The sequence below is a fragment of the Moorena sp. genome (assembly GCF_982860115.1).
The window spans coordinates 33,481-52,044 of sequence record NZ_CEYLVT010000005.1 but is presented as its reverse complement, the minus strand read 5'-3'; the positions used below and the strand labels follow the sequence as shown (position 1 = coordinate 52,044).

Annotated in this window: 13 protein-coding genes; 5 read left to right on the top strand and 8 right to left on the bottom strand. The window is 45.4% G+C overall.

Features of this window, described 5'->3' with window-relative positions:
- Positions 1-67: 67 nt before the first annotated feature.
- From AC4II3_RS01835 to psaA, 5 genes are all read right to left on the bottom strand, one after another.
- Positions 68-295 carry a hypothetical protein gene (locus AC4II3_RS01835; protein ID WP_488007094.1) on the bottom strand — a complete coding sequence of 76 codons (228 nt, stop codon included), beginning with the start codon at positions 293-295 and terminating at the stop codon, positions 68-70.
- A 768-nt stretch (positions 296-1,063) separates the two neighbouring features.
- Positions 1,064-1,852: a DJ-1/PfpI family protein gene (locus AC4II3_RS01830; RefSeq protein WP_488007092.1), complete on the bottom strand. Its 789-nt coding sequence runs from the start codon at positions 1,850-1,852 to the stop codon at positions 1,064-1,066.
- Between the two features lie 267 nt (positions 1,853-2,119).
- Positions 2,120-3,844: a tyrosinase family protein gene (locus AC4II3_RS01825; RefSeq protein ID WP_488007090.1), complete on the bottom strand. Its 1,725-nt coding sequence runs from the start codon at positions 3,842-3,844 to the stop codon at positions 2,120-2,122.
- Between the two features lie 764 nt (positions 3,845-4,608).
- Positions 4,609-6,825, bottom strand: a complete 2,217-nt coding sequence (gene psaB, locus AC4II3_RS01820) for a photosystem I core protein PsaB (RefSeq protein WP_488007088.1) — start codon at positions 6,823-6,825, stop codon at positions 4,609-4,611.
- Between the two features lie 175 nt (positions 6,826-7,000).
- Positions 7,001-9,223, bottom strand: a complete 2,223-nt coding sequence (gene psaA / locus AC4II3_RS01815) for a photosystem I core protein PsaA (RefSeq protein WP_488007086.1) — start codon at positions 9,221-9,223, stop codon at positions 7,001-7,003.
- A 683-nt stretch (positions 9,224-9,906) separates the two neighbouring features.
- Here psaA and AC4II3_RS01810 point away from each other — a divergent pair.
- Both AC4II3_RS01810 and AC4II3_RS01805 read left to right on the top strand, forming a co-directional pair.
- Positions 9,907-11,631, top strand: coding sequence for a hypothetical protein (locus tag AC4II3_RS01810; RefSeq protein WP_488007084.1), 1,725 nt, complete (start codon positions 9,907-9,909; stop codon positions 11,629-11,631).
- A 220-nt stretch (positions 11,632-11,851) separates the two neighbouring features.
- On the top strand, positions 11,852-12,136 hold the full coding sequence (locus tag AC4II3_RS01805) for a hypothetical protein (protein ID WP_488007082.1): 285 nt from the start codon (positions 11,852-11,854) through the stop codon (positions 12,134-12,136).
- Positions 12,137-12,181: 45 nt separating this feature from the next.
- Here AC4II3_RS01805 and AC4II3_RS01800 read toward each other — a convergent pair whose 3' ends face one another.
- The gene (locus AC4II3_RS01800; RefSeq protein ID WP_229415370.1) at positions 12,182-12,340 is read right to left on the bottom strand and encodes a hypothetical protein; all 159 of its coding nucleotides are present in this window, start codon (positions 12,338-12,340) and stop codon (positions 12,182-12,184) included.
- A gap of 88 nt (positions 12,341-12,428) precedes the next feature.
- Here AC4II3_RS01800 and AC4II3_RS01795 point away from each other — a divergent pair, with 88 nt between their 5' ends.
- Both AC4II3_RS01795 and AC4II3_RS01790 read left to right on the top strand, forming a co-directional pair.
- Positions 12,429-13,781, top strand: coding sequence for an RNA-guided endonuclease InsQ/TnpB family protein (locus AC4II3_RS01795; RefSeq protein ID WP_488007080.1), 1,353 nt, complete (start codon positions 12,429-12,431; stop codon positions 13,779-13,781).
- Positions 13,782-13,991: 210 nt separating this feature from the next.
- Complete coding sequence (locus tag AC4II3_RS01790) at positions 13,992-14,528, top strand: retropepsin-like aspartic protease family protein (RefSeq protein WP_488007078.1); 537 nt, start codon at positions 13,992-13,994, stop codon at positions 14,526-14,528.
- Here AC4II3_RS01790 and AC4II3_RS01785 read toward each other — a convergent pair.
- Together AC4II3_RS01785 and AC4II3_RS01780 are read right to left on the bottom strand one after the other, a co-directional pair.
- On the bottom strand, positions 14,506-17,463 hold the full coding sequence (locus tag AC4II3_RS01785) for a VIT domain-containing protein (RefSeq protein ID WP_488007076.1): 2,958 nt from the start codon (positions 17,461-17,463) through the stop codon (positions 14,506-14,508). The two genes, AC4II3_RS01790 and AC4II3_RS01785, sit on opposite strands and share 23 nt — an antisense overlap.
- Positions 17,464-17,602: 139 nt before the next feature.
- Positions 17,603-17,791: a CPXCG motif-containing cysteine-rich protein gene (locus AC4II3_RS01780; RefSeq protein ID WP_287295308.1), complete on the bottom strand. Its 189-nt coding sequence runs from the start codon at positions 17,789-17,791 to the stop codon at positions 17,603-17,605.
- Between the two features lie 221 nt (positions 17,792-18,012).
- Between AC4II3_RS01780 and AC4II3_RS01775 the strand changes: the two genes are divergently transcribed.
- Positions 18,013-18,501, top strand: a complete 489-nt coding sequence (locus AC4II3_RS01775; protein ID WP_488007074.1) for a GNAT family N-acetyltransferase — start codon at positions 18,013-18,015, stop codon at positions 18,499-18,501.
- Positions 18,502-18,564 lie beyond the last annotated feature (63 nt).

The window sequence follows — 18,564 nt, the reverse complement described above, 5'->3', positions numbered from 1 at the left end:
TGGCGACAATTATTAGTTAATTATTAGACTATAATAGTAAGCTATTAGCTAACTAAAAGTTCTAAAACTAATTAGAGGGTATGGGCAGGAAATCGTAAGCGCTGGAAGTGTTCGGATTCGGACGAATTTTTACCAGTTGGACTGAGCCATTGCGATCGCCTGAACGCAAAAACCGAATTGAACCAGATACTCCAGGGGCTAAAAAGTCTGAGGCTGATAGGGCTTCTTGAACACCAGCACGAGTAGGATTACGTTTGAGGGCTTCTATCAAAGCTTGGGTTCCATCGTAAGCCATGGCTGTGCGCCAGTTAACCTCGGCATTCCAAAGGGCTTTGGATTTACGGACAAAGTCTAATCACTTATAATAAAAGTGGAGAGTGCAGACCAATTTTCAGGTAGCTCATACCATGCATGACAATGAGGATTGACATGCAGTCACGCTACGGGAACGATCTTCCGTCGCAGACAAAGTAGTTGAACAGCCATGCCTTGAGTCGTGCCCTACAGTAGTGCCACCGCAGCCACGCTCGTAGAGCCGTTGGAGAGCTCGCCATTGCGGATGCGGGAGTCTTCGAGCTTCTTTGGCTCCCGACTTACTGTCGCTTAAATAATTCCTCAACCACTGCTAATTAAGGCACTCACCATCCAGGTAATGGTGTTTAGATGGCGCAGATCGAGGGTAGCTCGGGCAGTCAGCCTTTTGCCTCTTGCCTCTTGCCTTTTGCCTTGTCAACACCCACGGTTTATGAGACTTATGCAAAAGGTCTACTCTATGTCTGGTTTCGCTTCCCAAAAAGCTCGTGACCGCTACTATCGAAAGATTACCAACTCTGATGATTCAGGAATTTGATGTCTGCGCCTAAATGTAGTGCTAAATCTACAAAAAAAAGTGTCCGTCAGTCACATTAACAGGAGATACGCAAGCACGCTACATAGCCAAAATCTGTTGAACGCGCACCGGAGAGTCGCTCCTAATCGGGCAAATACAGCGCAGATGAATCGGTCCGTTGAGGGTGCAACTACCCCCCCTGAACGATTCCAACAGCTTTAAGGCACCCACTCATCATGCGCCCCTTTCCTGGCAATTTAAGTATTTCCGAAGCTTATCCCACTTATACATTTTTGACATCTGACGGCGGAGCTCATGGGCTGTTTCTGGTGCATTATCTGGTGTATAATTGAAACGCCGTTCTGGCCTGTATTCGAGAGACAGCTGCGTTCGCTTGACCTCCTCAAGGGCAAAGAACTTGGGGTCATAACTCTTGCTTTTGTCCTCTTCATACAGCTTGCTAAGGACCTCCAAAATCACCACAAGGGCAAAGTCCATGCCAGCAGTAACCCCGCCACCAGTAATCCGGTTGCGGTCGATGCACACCCGTTCATCCACCGGTGTGACATTGGGGTAGCAGTTGAGTAGTTCTGAATAAGCCCAATACGTTGCCGCCTTGTGTCCATCAAGGAGCCCAGCTTCGGCCAGGATAAACGCTCCCGTACAGACAGAGGTGACATATTGAGCGTTTTCGCCTTTTTCCCGAAGGAATTCGAGCGGGTTTTTTTGTTTGTATTTTTTGTCTTTTTTTTCTTTTTTTAGTTCTTTCAACTGGGACAATACATCGCCGGTACCGCCAACAACCAGAACGTCAATATCGGGACAATTATCAAACCCGTAGCATGGGAGCAGATCTATACCAGAATCGGCTGTTACAGGTTCGCCATCCTCTGAAAATGTAAAGTGAGAAAACTCGTCAACCGTATTGAAGAATTGCAATGGTCCATAAACATCTAGCATAGTGATATTCTCGTAGAGATAAATACCGACTTTTGTTTTACTATTGTCTTCTTTACGCATCATTTATTAGCTCCATTAATTATTTTAAATAGGCCAGTTGATACCCACTATATATTCCCTAGAATTTATTGTCAATAGAGAGTGCTAAAACGACCCCATGAATAAAATTACATGAACAGGGGTTTAATGCCGAGAATTATTGGGGTTTTGATTCTTAAAATTGCGGCTATCGCTCTCAGTTCAAGAGCGATAGCCTCGGGGCATTGAGCTATATTTAGGGTCTTTGCGTAAGTCCTGATTCAGAAAGATAGGAGGAAAGAATAGCGCCCGTTAATTCTGAGCGTAAATGACAATGCTGTCAACAGTTAGCCGATCATTCACACGTGTTTTATCCTGGTTAATCTCAATGGAAACAGAATGTGGATTGAACTGAGAGAAGTTATTAATTTGCTTATATAGAATATCAGAAATAGAAAATGTAAATTTTTTTGATTTAGGAATCTCGCTATCTAATACGAAGAAAGTCATACCACCCACAAGGTAGGTGTCAATCAATGTATTTTCGTCTTTCATTATCTCATTCTTTTCAGATTGGTCCTTGGGCAAATTGAGATAGATTTCGTAGAGACCGCGCGGTTTTCCTGTATAGGTGACGTTTACGTCCAACTTTAAACGAGGTGAAGTATACTTCTCACCATTATTAGGCTGCAATGATTTCAGTAGCTCGCGGTACAGATTGTTCACCTCAATCGTCAAGTTCAAATTTTTATCTCTTCCTATAGTTGTCGTAGTCTTATTCTCACCCAGGGTTGTTTTAGGGGGGGAACTAGCCTTTGTCTCTGACTTGTCATTATCAGAGTAATTCGGAATAGAGATATCATCGTAATTATAGTCTGTGTTGTATACAGCATGATGGACCTCCTGCATAGTGTAGCCTTTAGCCTCACCGCTTGTTTCAAAAAATTGATAAGGCCAACTAACTTGCTCCAATTCCTGTTGTGAAACATGTATATTTTTCTTCTTAGTCCATTGCGCCCACAGGCGGTCGATGTTCGCGTGATGGAGCCAAAATATGGGGTCAAAGCCCGCACTTTCCACACTGGCCATTAAGCCATACTGTGGGATTTCATTCTCCTGAAAATAGCGGTTAAATATTTTATTAAAAGGAATAGGCAGATACGATTTGTTCTTATAATATTCTGCAAACCCACCGCCAATATAAGTATGCATTTTCCCGTGTATACCCTTCTCTAAGAGACTGGAAAAATCCTTAAATGTCTGAGCATCCTTAATATTTTGGAAATCATTTTCTAACTGCCTACGAAAAATTTTAGAAAAATGAGGATCAATATCAATGGGTTTCCCATGATTCAAATTAAAATCTCGTCCCGACTCATAGAGGGAGTTGCTATTATCAGATTTGCTATCATCACGAGAGTGCTGAAACTCTTCGGGCATAGTGAGCCGCTCTATGAGCGGCTTAGTCTTAGGTATTTCATCATCGTCTAAGCTGATATAGTCCCAATAAGGAAGGCTGAAATTTCGATCGTCGGACAATTCGCGCACAATTTTTTCAAAATGATCCAAATAAAGTCGGTGCCAAGGCAAAAAGTGAATACCTGAACTCTGAGCAGCCTGATTGTTAGCATGGGTACAGTTATCCCAAGAAGCCCTCAATTTATCACTGCCAGGATAGCGACCGTTCAATGTCTTTTCATCAAACTTAAAATTGGAATACTCGGGACAAAGCTCATTCTTAGCAGCGATTCCTGATAACTCATTTCCTTTAGTCGGGACCCAGTGAATGGCACCTTGGTAATACCAGCTCAGTGGGTCTGTACATTTCTTATCTTTCATTATGCTGAGAGCTTTCTTGAGAGAGGCGAGGTTCCTTTTCCCATCCTCGCTCTTAGCGTCATAGCGAATATAAGGCTTTCTTACATTTGATGCGGTACTATCAGCAATAGCATCCTCAGTAAATGTGCTTACGGACAAAAAAACACATGCAAACAAAACAATCAAGATCTTGCGTAGAAAAGGACTGAAAAAATCCATAACCAATCTTTCACTATTCCAATTAGGGGGATGAATAGCAACTGCAAAACAACTTAAGCGCTTAGGGTAATCCCTTTTTCAGTAAGGCTTTCAGAGCTTAAGTATTGCTAACTTTTGCGTTCGATAACGATATATTAAGGGTCTGAGGCTTCGAATTCTCAGAGGGGTTAATTGGTAGTTTTTTGAAGAGTTTTTGGCACGGTTGCTATTCGCGCCCCAATTACTATTACAGTTTCTGATATAGTATTAACTTTGTCAAGACAAACAATTAATTTGTCAAGACAAACAATTAATTTGTCAAGACAAACAATTAACAGGACATACGCAAGCACGTTACATAGGCAAAATCTGTACTCAGTACTACTGTCGAGATGGTATGACAAGATTTAAGTAGAGCAGAGTTACCTGATTCTGGGTGAATCAGTCACAGAGCGAGATAGTTGTTCATTTAAATGATTCACTAGTTGTAGTGTTTACCACATTTTCTAATTTTTGTCAATACTATTTTGACTGATAATCACTGAGATGTGATATAGCGCTATAGTTTTGCGCCTGCCAAGTCATGGAATTCTATTCAGTAGACGTAAAACTAAAGAAATAATCAAGGTTTCAGCGGTTGTTTACCTGTTCGTAATCTCCGTTCCCGTAGCGTGACCTACGGTCAACCGCTTTTGGTAAACAACAAAAAATCCCCCACCGGAAGGCAGGAGATTTAAATTAATTACCTACAATTTAAATACCTAAAAAGCTAGTTTCAGCAACCATTAGCCAAATGCACCAGCTGTCGAGGCAATCAAGAATGCCGCGTAGGTAAGTATATAACCAACCGTGAAGTGGGTTAAACCAACCAGACGAGCTTGAACGATGGACAGTGCAACAGGCTTATCCTTCCAGCTAACCAAGTTAGCCAGAGGAGTACGCTCGTGTGCCCAGACCAAGGTTTCGATTAGCTCTTGCCAGTAACCACGCCACGAGATCAGGAACATGAAACCAGTTGCCCACACTAGGTGTGCCAACAGGAACATCCAAGCCCAGACCGACAGGTTGTTCGTAGCATAGACGTTGTAACCATTGATCAACGGAGCAGAGTTAGCCCACAGGTAATCCCGGAACCAGCCCATGAGATAAGTAGAGTTCTCATTGAACTGAGCCACGTTACCTTGCCAGACGCACAGATGCTTCCAGTGCCAGTAGAAGGTCAACCAACCTAAGGTGTTCAGCATCCAGAACATGGCGAGGTAGAAGGCATCCCAAGCAGAGATGTCGCAAGTACCGCCACGACCAGGACCATCACAAGGGAAGGCGTAACCGAAGTCCTTCTTATCGGGCATTAGCTTGGAACCACGGGCATCCAGCGCACCCTTGACTAGAATCAGGGTGGTGGTGTGCAGACCTAGAGCGATCGCATGGTGTACCAAGAAATCGCCAGGACCAATGGTCAGGAACAGGGAGTTAGCTCCGCTGTTGATGGCATCGAGCCAGCCAGGAAGGTAAGCTGCACCAGCGCCAGCAGCTAAGCTATCGGAATTGGACAGCAGAGTGTCAAAGCCGTATAGCAGTTTACCGTGAGCCGCTTGGATGAACTGAGCAAATACTGGCTCAACCAGGATTTGCTTCTCGGGGGTGCCGAAAGCAACCACGACGTCGTTGTGGACATAGAGTCCTAAGGTGTGGAAACCTAAGAACAGAGTTACCCAGCTCAGGTGAGAAATCAGAGCTTCTTTGTGTTCCAGCATCCGGGCTAACACATTATTCTTATTAGCCTCTGGGTCATAATCCCGTACAAAGAAGATAGCACCATGAGCGAATGCTCCAACCATCAAGAAACCAGCAATGTACTGATGGTGAGTATACAGTGCTGCCATCGTGGTGTGATCCTTGGCTATGAATGCATAGGACGGCATCGCATACATATGTTGGGCTACCAAGGAACAGACCACACCCAAACAAGCCAGGGCTAACCCTAACTGGAAGTGGAGAGAGTTGTTGATGGTGTCATATAGACCCTTGTGACCCTCACCTAACATGCCCCCAAAGGGAGTACTTGCTGGCGGATTGTGGGCGCTATGAATCTCCTTGATGCTGTGACCAATACCCCAGTTGGTGCGGTACATATGACCGGCAATGATGAAGATCACTGCGATCGCCAAGTGGTGATGGGCGATATCGGTCAGCCACAAGGACTCAGTCTGGGGATGGAAGCCACCCAAGAAGGTCAGAATCGCTGTCCCTGCACCGTCAGAGGTACCAAAGATGTGTCCAGCGGTATCTGGGTTCTGGGCATAGACTCCCCAATTCCCGGTAAAGAAAGGTCCTAATCCAGCTGCGTGGGGTTTGACACTCAGGAAGTTATCCCAACCAACCCGCTGTCCGCGAGATGCGGGGATAGCCACGTGAATCAAGTGACCTGCCCAAGCTAAGGAGCTAACACCAAACAAACCTGCCAAGTGGTGATTCAGCCTAGACTCTGCATTCTTGAACCAGCTCAAGCTGGGGCGGAATTTAGGCTGTAAGTGCAACCAACCTGCAAACAGTAATAGGGATGACAACAATAACAAGAACATGGCACCACCATGCAGTTGGTTATTGGTTGTCATACCAATGGTGTAAAACCAGTGGTAAACACCGGAATAGGCGATATTTACGGGGCTAGAAGCACCAGCTTGGGTGAAGGCATCAATTGCCCCTGAGCCAAATTGGGGATCCCAAATCGCGTGGGCGATGGGCTTAATAGTTTCAGGATCTTTAATCCACTCTTCAAAGTTACCTTGCCAGGCGACGTGGAACAGAGTGCCAGAAGTCCACAAGAAAATGATTGCAAGATGGCCGAAGTGAGAAGCAAAAATCTTTTGATATAGATTCTCCTCGGTCATGCCATCATGGCTTTCAAAGTCATGGGCTGTGGCAATCCCGTACCAGATTCGACGTGTTGTCGGATCTTGAGCGAGGTCCTGGCTAAATTTTGGAAATTTTGTTGCCATATGCTTTTAAGGAAATTCTCCTCGCTGACCTATGAGACTTATGCAATCATGCTGCTCATTGTTTTTTCTTAATTAACCCCCTGGAACCGAAGTTCCAGGTTGCTTAGGGTATCGACAGGCGAGACACAGGTTATGGTATCCCACTCAAGGTTTCGCATCGATTCCTGGTAAGCAGTTATCCCACTGACAGGATTCGTGCTATGAAGAATGACCAGGTAACGACGATTCCTCCCAGGAGGTAGTGAGCTACCCCCACAGCCCGACCCTGAGTGATGCTCAGAGCACGAGGCTGAATTGATGGGGCTACTTTCAATTTATTATGAGCCCAAACGATGGATTCGATCAGTTCTTGCCAGTATCCACGACCACTAAATAGGAACATCAGGCTAAAGGCAAAGACGAAGTGACCAGCTAGGAACATTATGCCGTATGCCGACAGAGCTGAGCCGTAAGATGTGATTACATTTGAGGCTTGTGCCCACAAAAAGTCCCGTAACCAGCCATTGATGGTGATCGCACTTTGGGCAAAGTTGCCATTGGCAATGTGAGACACAGTGCCATCCGGGAATACTGTTCCCCAGACATCAGATTGCATCTTCCAGCTGAAGTGGAAAATAACCACAGAGATGCAGTTATACATCCAGAACAAGCCTAGGAAAACATGATCCCAACCGGATACTTGGCAGGTACCGCCACGACCTGGACCATCGCAGGGGAAGCGGAAGCCTAGCTCAGCTTTATCGGGGATCAGACGTGACGAACGGGCAAACAGTACCCCTTTGAGCAGAATTAGTACAGTGACATGGATGGTGAAGGCATGGATATGGTGAACCATAAAGTCCGCAGTACCCAGCTCAATCGGCATCATTGCCACTTTACCGCCTACTTCTACAACGCCTCCGCCAAAGGCATAGCTAACTGTTTCCAAAGCATTGGGAGCAGTTCCTCCCGGCGCTACGTTGTGGATGTTTTGAATCCACTGGGCAAAGATTGGCTGTAGTTGAATCGCCGTATCAGAGAACATATCCTGAGGACGACCCAAAGCCCGCATTGTATCGTTGTGAATGTAAAGACCAAAGGAATGGAAACCTAACCAGATACACACCCAGTTCAGGTGAGAGATAATTGCATCGCGGTGACGGATCACCCGGTCTAGTAGGTTGTTCACATTCTTGGCTGGGTCATAGTCCCGCACCATGAAAATAGCACCATGGGCTGCACCTCCTACAATACAGAAGGCACCAATCCACATATGGTGGGTGAATAGGCACAGCTGAGTACCATAGTCTGTGGCAAGGTACGGATACGGAGGCATCGCGTACATATGATGAGCCACAATTATGGTCAGGGAGCCTAGCATGGCTAGGTTAATCGCTAGCTGGGCATGCCAAGAAGTAGTCAGGATTTCATAAAGACCTTTGTGTCCTTCACCAGTGAACGGACCCTTATGAGCCTCTAGAATTTCCTTCATGCTATGACCAATACCGTAGGAATTACGGTACATGTGGCCAGCAATGATGAACAGGACTGCTAGAGCTAAGTGATGGTGAGCAGTATCTGACAACCACAATCCACCGGTTACTGGATTCAGACCACCATGGAAGGTGAGGAAGTCAGAGTAGACGCCCCAGTTCAGGGTGAAGAAGGGGGTTATGCCCTGAGCAAAACTGGGATAAAGATCTGCCATAAAGCTCTGATCGAATAAGAACTCATGGGGCAGTGGAATCTCACTAGGAGCCACCCCAGAATCCAAGAGCTTGTTGATGGGCAAAGACACATGGATCTGGTGACCTGCCCAACCCAGGCAGCCGCAGCCCAGCAGCACGGCTAAGTGGTGGTTCATCATCGACTCCACGCTCTGGAACCATGACAGTTTCGGAGCTTTCTTGTGGTAGTGGAACCAGCCAGCAAATAGCATCAGGGCTGCCATTACCAGACCACCAATAGCTGTTGCGTACAGTTGGGTGCTATTGGTGATACCGGAAGCACGCCACAGCTGGAAGAAACCAGAGGTGATTTGGATGCCGTGGAAGCCCCCACCAACATCGCCATTCAAAATGCCTTGACCAACCACAGGCCAAACCACTTGAGCACTGGGCTTAATAGTAGTGGGATCACTCAGCCATGCCTCGTAGTTGGAAAAACGAGCACCATGGAAGTACATGCCGCTCAACCAAACAAAGACAACGGCTAGGTGACCGAAGTGTGCACTAAAAATTTTCCGAGAAACGTCTTCTAAGTCACTGGTATGACTATCGAAATCATGAGCGTTAGCGTGAAGGTTCCAAATCCAAGTGGTGGTTTTGGGACCTCTCGCTAGGGTTCGATCAAAATGACCTGGCTTACCCCACTTCTCAAAAGAAGCTGGTACCGGGTCGTTATCGACCTCGAGTGGCATGAGGAATCTCCTCTCTAGACAAGGAACGACTAATACCCCTAGGGGAGTTTTATTTTTATGGATAAGAAAGCATTTTTTTAATCACTGCTTTCTAACGGAAGCAAGGACCTGTTCTGAATTTACGTCAAAACGGATACCTCCCTTAGAAGATAATAGGTCTTGCTTCAGGCGCTTTTTGAATTCAGTTAAAAATAGTTAACAATTTTTTGGATAATCGTTAACTATTCTCAGTTAGCAGTATCAATAGGTATACCACTGTTTGTGTCTAAGCCGCCATCACCACAAATCAAAAGTAACTATAGAAAAAATCAATGATAATTTATTCAAAATGTTACAAAACGTAAAGAAATGCTAAATATTTTAAAAAAAGTGTCCCCAATCTATACAGACGACCCTCAAAGGTTGAACGTCCAGGGATATGGTTAATACAGAAGCTACATATTTATAAAAAAGCGGAAGACTTGAAACAGGGGTGCGACCCCGGGGAGATCCCCTAACCAAGGGAACGGGCACCAAGAGGGAAAAAGTTAAAACAGACTTGATCATCCTGCCAATAGGCAACCCCAACCCTCATAGACCAACACCATTAGACAAGCAGCAAGACTAGAGGTCAACCTGTAAGTTAAGATTAAAGGCTGGTGATCAAAGGAGATGGCTTGTTGGGTAGGAACAGCCAGATAATCATGGTGAAAAGACTTTTTTTCTTCCTAATCACAACGATTTTAGTTTGGGGTCTGGTGGCCTGTGGAAGCGATCGCATCAAGACATCGAAGCGGTTTGGCATCGATGCCAGCTCCCAAACCAACCAAGTTAATCAGTTATCAGAAGTAGGGCCACCCCTAGCTATTCAAGAGCTTAGTGAGAGCCTAGAGGCTTACCAGCCTCAAGTCATCATTGTCAGACCTGGTGATGACATGGTGCTCGAAGATACAACAGTATCAGTGAAATTTCAGGTTCAGGACTTGCCAATTTTCCAAGATCCCGATCTAGGTATAGGTCCTCATCTGAACGTCATCCTGGACAACCAACCTTTCCAAGCCATCTATGACCTAGACCAACCTCTAATCCTAGAGGATTTATCCCCTGGCACCCATACCTTGCGGGCATTTGCCTCTCGCCCCTGGGATGAAAGCTTCAAAAATAAAGGTGCCTATGCCCAGACCACATTTCATATCTTTACTAAAACTGACGAGAACAACCCAGATCCAGCCCTGCCACTGCTAACTTACAGCGTTCCAAAAGGGGAGTACGGAGCAGAGCCGATTCTGCTGGACTTCTATTTGACGAATACCCCCTTGAGTAATACCCCTCTCCAGGTAGTCCCTCAAGACAATCTCGATGATGATAGTGTTGATTGGCAGATTCGGGTTACGGTGAACGGTCAAAGTTTCCTACTCGACCGTTGGGAATCGATTTATCTGACAGGGTTTAAAGAGGGCAAAAACTGGGTAGAGTTAGAGTTTCTGGATGAACAGGGCAACCCAGTCAAGAATGTTTTCAACAACAAAGTACAGGTGATTAACTACCAGCCTAATGGTGAAGACACCCTTTCCCAGCTAGTACTGGGTCAACTCTCGGTTGAGGAAGCTGGTGGTATTGTAGACCCCAACTATCAGCCACCGCCAACTCCAATACCTGTACCAGAAGAGACACCAGCTCCAAGTCCATCTCTGACTACTTCGCCTACAGTAGAGCCAACACCAATACCCTCGGTTGTTCCTATAGTTGAAGAACCTCTCACCTCTGAACCGACTTCCCTAGAACAAGAAACTACAGAAGAAGAAACTACATCACCAGGGGAATTAGCCCCTACTGAAACAGAGCAAATACCAGAACTAGAGGAATCTGTAACACCCAGTGAACTGCCAATAATTCTGGAGGAAGCAACCCCTGAGGTTGAGCCCAACCTACCTGAGCTGGAAACAACTTTGGAAGCAGAAGAGCTGGTTCCTGCTAGTGAAACCCCAGCACCAGTTGAGGACGCAACTACTGCAGCTGAATCAGTAACCCCTCTACCTGAACCCTCAGAAAAGCCAAAATTAAACATTTGGAGTCGCTTTGGCAGTTTCTTCGGACGTTCTCCTGTCACCCCTAGCCCCTCACCTGAAGCGCGAGAGGAACTGGACATTACATCAGAGGAACCTGTGGTAGCACCAAGTGAATCTGAGTCCACTACTGTGGTTGAGGAGATATCGGCAGAACCGGGAGTAGAGACCGGGGAGTCTGAGTCCATTAGTGTGATCGAAGATAATTCTGAACAACCGGCGGTAGAAACCGGGGAGTCTGAGTCCACTACTGTGGTTGAGGAGATGTCGGAAGAACTGGCAGTAGAGACCGGGGAGTCTGAGTCCACCAATGTGGCAGAAGATAGTTCTGAACAACCGGCGGTAACTCCAAGTGAATCTTAGTCCACTACTGTGGTTGAGGAGATATCGGAACAACCGGCAGTAGAGACCGAAGGGTCTGAGTCCACCAATGTGGCAGAAGATAGTTCTGAATAACCGATAGTGGCCATACTTGAGTGCGATCGCACAGTGAAAACAGAGTGAGAACAGGCAGTTAGCCCATGGTTCGCTCAACTGTTTGAGCACTAAAGGCGATGCCTAACCCAGTGGGGATAGCTGGCCGATGCTAAATGTGCAGTTGGCACTGGCTCCCCTGTTCCCTTGCCCCATCGATTTCAGTACTGAAATCGATTTCTATCACTGTCTTGATGCAGCAAGGGAACAGGGGCAAACCCCCTGTTCCCTTGCTGCATCGCTTCCTTTATTAAGTTTTTTTGTACTTGTGCAAGCTCTCAGTATAACTCCCGAAACTTTTCCCGATAACGAGCCAACAACGATTCCTTATCTGCTAATTGATTTATCGAAAATAGGAGAGTTTGAGAGGGGAAAGAATACCCAGTCCTCTTAGGTCGGGGATGAATTTCCCCTCTCAAGTGGCGTAAGCCACAATCTGTTAACTAGGCAATACACCGGCTTTTCCCAACGCTTCCAAATATTCGGACAGACTTACACCGGCAACGGAAGCTAATCGCTTCAGTCCGTTCCATGCTGTATCCGTCACTCTAATGGTATGTGCTCCTTTGGGTTCCCCGTGAATACAGGGTCTTCCCATTTTTTTTGTTTCTGTTTTAGCCATTTCCTGATCACTTTACGATTCTATAATCTATAATTAAGATAGCACGGATAAAGAGGTCGATACCATGCAATACGGATACGTCTACAAGCTCATTCCAAGTTCTCAGCAGATGACTGTCATGAATCGGTGGCTGGATATGCTCAAAGCGCAGTACAACTATCTGTTAAGGGATAGGAATGATTCCTATGAGCAGGTTAAGTCACCTAAAATGGGGAATTACTGCGACTTGAGGACTCGTGGAGAGGCGTGTCCGTTGACTTGCTCGGTCAATAAGTCAACCTCTGTTGGTTATCCTTGGAAGAAAAGCCAGAAAAATCCTAGACGTAGTGTTTATGAGGTTCAAAGTTCTACTCTTCCGAGTTTAAAAAAAGAACGCCCTTGGTACAAAAAAATACACTCAACTGTCCTGCAACAAATGCTCAGACAGTTGGATACCGCCTTCTCAAAATTCTTTAAAGGTGAAGCAGGGTATCCCAAACCGAAAAGACCTTCTCGTTACCGGAGCTTCAAGTACTCACCAGGTCAAGTAAAACTTGACGGCAATCGAATTTACTTGCCCGGAATAGGATGGATGAGATTTTATAATTCTCGTCCTATCCCAACAGGTTTCACGATGAAATCTGTGACCGTGCGTCGAAAGTCACGGGGTTGGTTTGTCAGTATTCAGATCGAGGACAAATCAGTTCCGTTACCTCCGGTGAAAACTACTGATGAAATCAACCCAAATTATGTCAAAGGATGCGATTTAGGTATCAATAAACTTGTCAGTACTTCTGATGGCGAAACTATTGCAAACCCATCTAACACTCTTAAGTTCAAGCGTCAAAAAAGGCGCTTGAAACTAAGACAAAGAGTTGCGAGTCGGAAGCAGAAAGGCTCAAATAACCGCAAAGAATCTTTTAGTAAGGTTGCGTCGTTACACGAACGATTAGCCAACAAGCGTTCTGCGTACCATTGGGAAGTGGCTAAAAAATTGACCGATGGTACAGATGCCCTGGTTTTTGAAGATCTCAACATTAAGGGTATGAAGTCTCGTTGCAAACCCAAGCCCAATCAGGATGGTGGATATGATGGCAACGGACAATCTGCCAAAAGAGCACTCAATCGTGTAATATCTGAAGCCGCCTGGGGAGAACTAGTAAAGAAGGTAGAAGTCGTGGCTGGGAAGTCAGGCATAGCGATCATCAAAGTCAACCCTAAGCATACATCTGTTGAATGCCCGAAATGCCATCACATCAGTGCAGACAATAGACATGGGGAAAAGTTCCTCTGTACTGAATGCGGATATCACGATGATGCTGATGTGAACGGTGGTGTAAACATTAGGAACAGGGGTTTAAAACAACTGGGTATTGACCCCATCCAGCTACCCTCGGTGCGAGGGAAAGTTACGCCCATGGAAATAACAGCCACTTAGGTTGTGCCTGGGAATCCCCATCCCTCGTGATTAGTGGGGAGGTTCAATACCGATTAGCTATTATTAAAGTGTATCTATAAACTCTCTCTAAGAGTAGTGTTGGTTTAAGAGTTTCCCTGGGTAATCTAGGATTAGGCGATAATTAACTATTCAGCCTTCATGCTTCCTAAAAGTTTCTACTAATCAAAAATACTGGAGTAAATAAATCAGGTGAAACCCTATTTACCAATCCAACTATTAACAACATTATTTGTAATCACAACCAGCACCCTGACTCCTGCTGTTTCTAACGCTCAAATCGATTTACCTTGTTTCATGCGGGATGCCAATGGCAATCTGATTGACCTTGGCAAACTTTGCGGCATATCAAAGCAAAACAGTTCAGGGGTGATTACAATCCCGATCAAACGCCGAGTCTATAACACTCCTGTAATTGATGTCACTTTTAATGGTAAACGAACCTTTGAAATGGTGGTTGATACAGGAGCATCCGTCGTGACAATTACCCCAAAAATGGCAAAAGCTTTGGCATTGAAGCCAGAAGGAACTGCCACGATGGATACAGCTAATGGTACAGTTGATGTACCCCTGGGTCGCTTGGGCTCCGCTGCCGCAGGAGGTATTGTGGCTAACAACCTACTGGTTGCTGTTAGTCCATCCCTGTCAATTGGACTGCTAGGACACAATTTCTATCAAGATTATGATCTCACGATTAAGCAAGATGTCATTGAGTTGCACCTTCGGTAATCCGTAAGGTTAAACACACGCTCTTGACAGAGGTTTGGGGAACTCGCCAACAAGAAAGCGATCGCTTAATCAAATCAATCATTTGGAATTCCGTCAGGGTAGAGGCTGCTTCATCCCACATCACCCTGATCACGCGACCTCTACGCACTAGGAACTCGAAGACAATTTCACCAGCTACCCCTAGGGGTAGGTTCAACCGTTGCAGATGTTGGGTTAAACAAGTTGTCCCTATTTCATCTAATCCCTTAACTCTGACCAACTGTAACCTGTGATGGCTGATTGCCGCTGAGCTTAATATCTCTGACTTCACCTTTTGAATCAATCTAGGACAGACCAAGGTCAATTCAAAATTATCTGGTGATTGATTGGCTAAATAGTCCTCATTGATAATTTTTGATGCCTGATGGCTATAACATGGATTATCATTATGATTTTTTTTATCCTGAAGTCTCTTAGAAGTAATATAATCCTGAGGGATAATTTTTGATGCCTGATGGGTATAATAGGGATTATCATTATCATTAATTGGCTTAGATTCTTGGTACCTGTTTTGCCTATACTCTGACTGTTGAATCCAAGCTTTGGTTTTAACCCCCAATTTCCTATATTCACTTATTGGTAGGGCAGACCTTGGGATAGGAGAAGACCAGGTGTTGGGAGAAGACAAGGGAGAGAGGGAAAAAAGTAACGATCGGTTGATCTTAGAGTTCTTCGGTGTCCCCTTTTTCCCCTGCTCATGAGACAATAATTTGGAATTGATGTCAATTTCTGCTTGTCTGGTGCTCCCCTTATCCCCTACTCTCAACCCTGAACGCCACTTCTGTAGCCTGAGTCTATCCTGAATTGCACTAGCAAAAGTACTTTTGCTCATGCCTTCCCAGTTAACTCCTTCTGGGATTGTTACTGGTACTTGCATGGATATGAGGTGGCTTTCTCCTGCAACCGCTACCTGATCACTGACAGCAACAAAAGCAGTGTACTGGCACAATAGTTGATAACTTAACGCTGTTTCCGTCACTGCTTCTACCCCAGCTTTAGTTTCACAGCTCAACATTTGCTGCATCAGGTGTTTAATTCTAGCTCTACCCCAAAGCTGAGCAATGGCTGGATTGTTGGCTTGATCAAAATTGAGGTTAAATCTTTTCTCGTAGTAACTACCATCCGCCTTATTACCCGTAATCTTGAGAGTACCAGTAGGGGTTGTTCCGGTAACGTGGCCTTTTGGCCAAGGTTGGTTTGGGGTTAGGGTTAAAAGTTGTTTGGTTGTTCGCCTTTGGCCTTCGAGTCGGGTTGGTTGTTTGGTTGAAAGTTCTTCAGCTGTAGCCTTCGAGTCGGGTTGGTTATTCTCCAAACCTTTAACCTTCAACTTACTAAGCTGCAACTGTTCTGGCTGGAACTCTTGAATGGGAGAAATACGTCCACAGATAACCAAAGGCTGCTGGGTAAATAGATCCGGAGTGGGATTGGGATAAATTATCGCTTCCCCTGGGCCTTCCCAGGTAACGTGAATATTGGTTAGCACTGGGTTATTAATTTGACGGAAAAACTGTTCCGCTACTGCTTCAGTTGGTTCATCTTGACGCACGATTCTAGCTATTCCCCGTCCAATTTCAGCTAAGCGATTGAGCAGAAACCGGTTCGGAGAACTGCCGACACCAAAGCTATAGATGCGATTTCCAGGTTTAAGCTGTTGCTGTACTTCTGCTAATACCTGATTCTCATTGCTAATGTAGCCATCACTTAGCAGTACAATACTCCGTAGTCGTCCCTCTGGTGCAGTCGGTAAATTCAGCAAGTTACGAATACCTTTGAGTAAATAAGTCCCACCGTTGGCTTTTAATTGATTGATGTAGTTAATCGCCTTTCTACAGTTTTGGGGGGTATTCGATAAGGGTTTGGTAGATAGCTGGGTAGCCGTATCTGAAACATCAATAATGGTAAAGGTATCCTTGGGATTGAGTCCATTAATAAACCGACGCATCAATTCCTGAGACTTTAGCAGAGGATCCCCCATTTGAGAACCAGAGGTATCGATCACGAAGACCACATCCTTTGGCACAATCTCATGGGTGCTATAGTCCAACGCGGGGATAAGATACACAGCAAAATGATTGCCCCGTTGATCTGCGTGGGTAAGTACTGTTGTCTGAGTTTGCTCCTTGGCAATCCTATAGCGTAGAATCAGGTCTTTGTTGGGAATCGTGTCTTCCTGACTCAGTTTGACCCGCAGGATTTGCCCCTGTTGTTCAATGTTGAGTTGTTCAATGTTAATCTGATGGGAGGTAGAATAAACCTCTGTAATTGCTACTCCAGCGTCAATCTCGACAGTTACCCCAATGTCATGACCTGAGCGAATGTCTGGCGGAATCAAGGGTGGAGTGATCCGGGAAGCATCGGGAACGAAGTCAGTATCCCCACTCTCATCAATGGGAGTACCAGGGATGAAACGGGGGCCAACTACCATTGGGAAGACAAATTCATAATTACCCCCCTGGAACTGTAGCTGATCGGTATAGCGAAGGGTGACCTCAATTTGCTCCCCTGGTTTAATGTGAGCCAGAGATTGAGTAAAAATATTATCCCGTTCTTGCTCTAAGAGTGCCCCAGTCCGCCCCTGACTGCAAGCTTCCTCGTAGATAGTTTGAGCGTCTTCCCGTTTTTTGATATTGCCCTCAATTATGCGATCGCTTAATTTAATCTCCATCTGATCCACCGCCGCTTCATCCGGTAGTGGAAATATATAGACCGCTTCTAAGGGTTCGCTGAAAGGATTATCAAAGGTCTGTGTCACCTCTACCCGTGACATGTGACCGGTAATTTTGGCGTAAACGTCTGTATGTTTCAGAGGAAATACCGAGTGTTCCTCCTCTTCGTTAACGTATAGTCCCCCTAGCAACTGCTTGGAGCATAATAGTGCATGAGTGGGCATGGGCATTTACCTTAAGATTGAGCAAATGGGTGAGATTCGCTACTGTCCCTATCAGTAGCAAGGTCCTGGGTAGACGCACCATGCTAGCCACAAATCTAATGATAAATCCTTACCAAGAGTGAACTTGGGTCAATCTGCCTTTGAGTTAGCCATCATAATCGCTGTCAATCTCAATATCGAGAGTTTCTTGATCCACCCTTACATACAAAATGTTTGGACGACAGCACACTTGACAATCTTCGATATAGGATTGCTGTTCACCAGCGCTTAGATCTACAAAGGTCAAAATGGTTTCACCACAATAGGCACAGGAATATTGAGCAGTCTCTTGCATTCAGTCAGAATTTTCTTTGAGTGTAGCAATTATTGTATTGGGTCAGGACTGACGGAGATCACAACTAACCTATGAAATTGGTAACTGATAAATTGACAGGCTGACGGTTTGTTGTGGAGTGGTTTGTTGTGGAGTGGTTTGTTGTTGAGGTTTGACGGTTGACGGTTGACGGTTGACAGTTGATGGTCAACCATGAACAAACATTCAATTTACAACAGCTGATGACTAAACCATCTCCATCGTTACCACCAGGATGTATTTTCCGCCCTGCCTGTGCGAAGGATACCTGGGCAATTCTTAAATTAATTCTGATCGCTAAACTAGAGCCTACCCAGTTGCGTTGGACTCAGTTTCGGGTCATTGAATTTGAGGGGCGTGTGGTGGCTTGTGGACAATTGCGCAACTTTCCCGATGCCCAAGAATTGGGGAGTTTGGTTGTGGCACCTAAGTGGCGCAATCGGGGCTTGGGGAGTTATCTTATGGAAAATCTAATCAAAGAGGCAACTCAGCCTCTTTATCTCGAATGTATGGGTTGGCTGAGGCCATTTTACACCCGTTTCGGTTTTGTATCGGTATCCTGGCAAGACTTACCCAAATCCCTTAAATTTAAGTTTGGCTTGTCCAAACTCGCCACTACACTATTCCGTATTCCTCTATCCATCATGACCTACCAACCAAAGGATGAAGGCACCTCAAGTAGCGTGCCCTAAAAGCCAAGGCCAAGGCTGAATTTTTGGCATCGATGGCTTTTGTCTTCACACTTGATCCTTTGT

Excerpts from the sequence above, each read along its gene's own strand:
- AC4II3_RS01835 (WP_488007094.1), bottom strand. The coding sequence starts at position 295 with ATGGCTTACGATGGAACCCAAGCTTTGATAGAAGCCCTCAAACGTAAT.
- AC4II3_RS01795 (WP_488007080.1), top strand. The coding sequence starts at position 12,429 with ATGCAATACGGATACGTCTACAAGCTCATTCCAAGTTCTCAGCAGATG.
- psaA (WP_488007086.1), bottom strand. The coding sequence starts at position 9,223 with ATGCCACTCGAGGTCGATAACGACCCGGTACCAGCTTCTTTTGAGAAG.
- AC4II3_RS01775 (WP_488007074.1), top strand. The coding sequence starts at position 18,013 with ATGACTAAACCATCTCCATCGTTACCACCAGGATGTATTTTCCGCCCT.
- AC4II3_RS01785 (WP_488007076.1), bottom strand. The coding sequence starts at position 17,463 with ATGCCCATGCCCACTCATGCACTATTATGCTCCAAGCAGTTGCTAGGG.
- AC4II3_RS01800 (WP_229415370.1), bottom strand. The coding sequence starts at position 12,340 with ATGGGAAGACCCTGTATTCACGGGGAACCCAAAGGAGCACATACCATT.
- AC4II3_RS01830 (WP_488007092.1), bottom strand. The coding sequence starts at position 1,852 with ATGATGCGTAAAGAAGACAATAGTAAAACAAAAGTCGGTATTTATCTC.
- AC4II3_RS01825 (WP_488007090.1), bottom strand. The coding sequence starts at position 3,844 with ATGGATTTTTTCAGTCCTTTTCTACGCAAGATCTTGATTGTTTTGTTT.
- AC4II3_RS01805 (WP_488007082.1), top strand. The coding sequence starts at position 11,852 with ATGCTAAATGTGCAGTTGGCACTGGCTCCCCTGTTCCCTTGCCCCATC.
- psaB (WP_488007088.1), bottom strand. The coding sequence starts at position 6,825 with ATGGCAACAAAATTTCCAAAATTTAGCCAGGACCTCGCTCAAGATCCG.
- AC4II3_RS01810 (WP_488007084.1), top strand. The coding sequence starts at position 9,907 with ATGGTGAAAAGACTTTTTTTCTTCCTAATCACAACGATTTTAGTTTGG.
- AC4II3_RS01780 (WP_287295308.1), bottom strand. The coding sequence starts at position 17,791 with ATGCAAGAGACTGCTCAATATTCCTGTGCCTATTGTGGTGAAACCATT.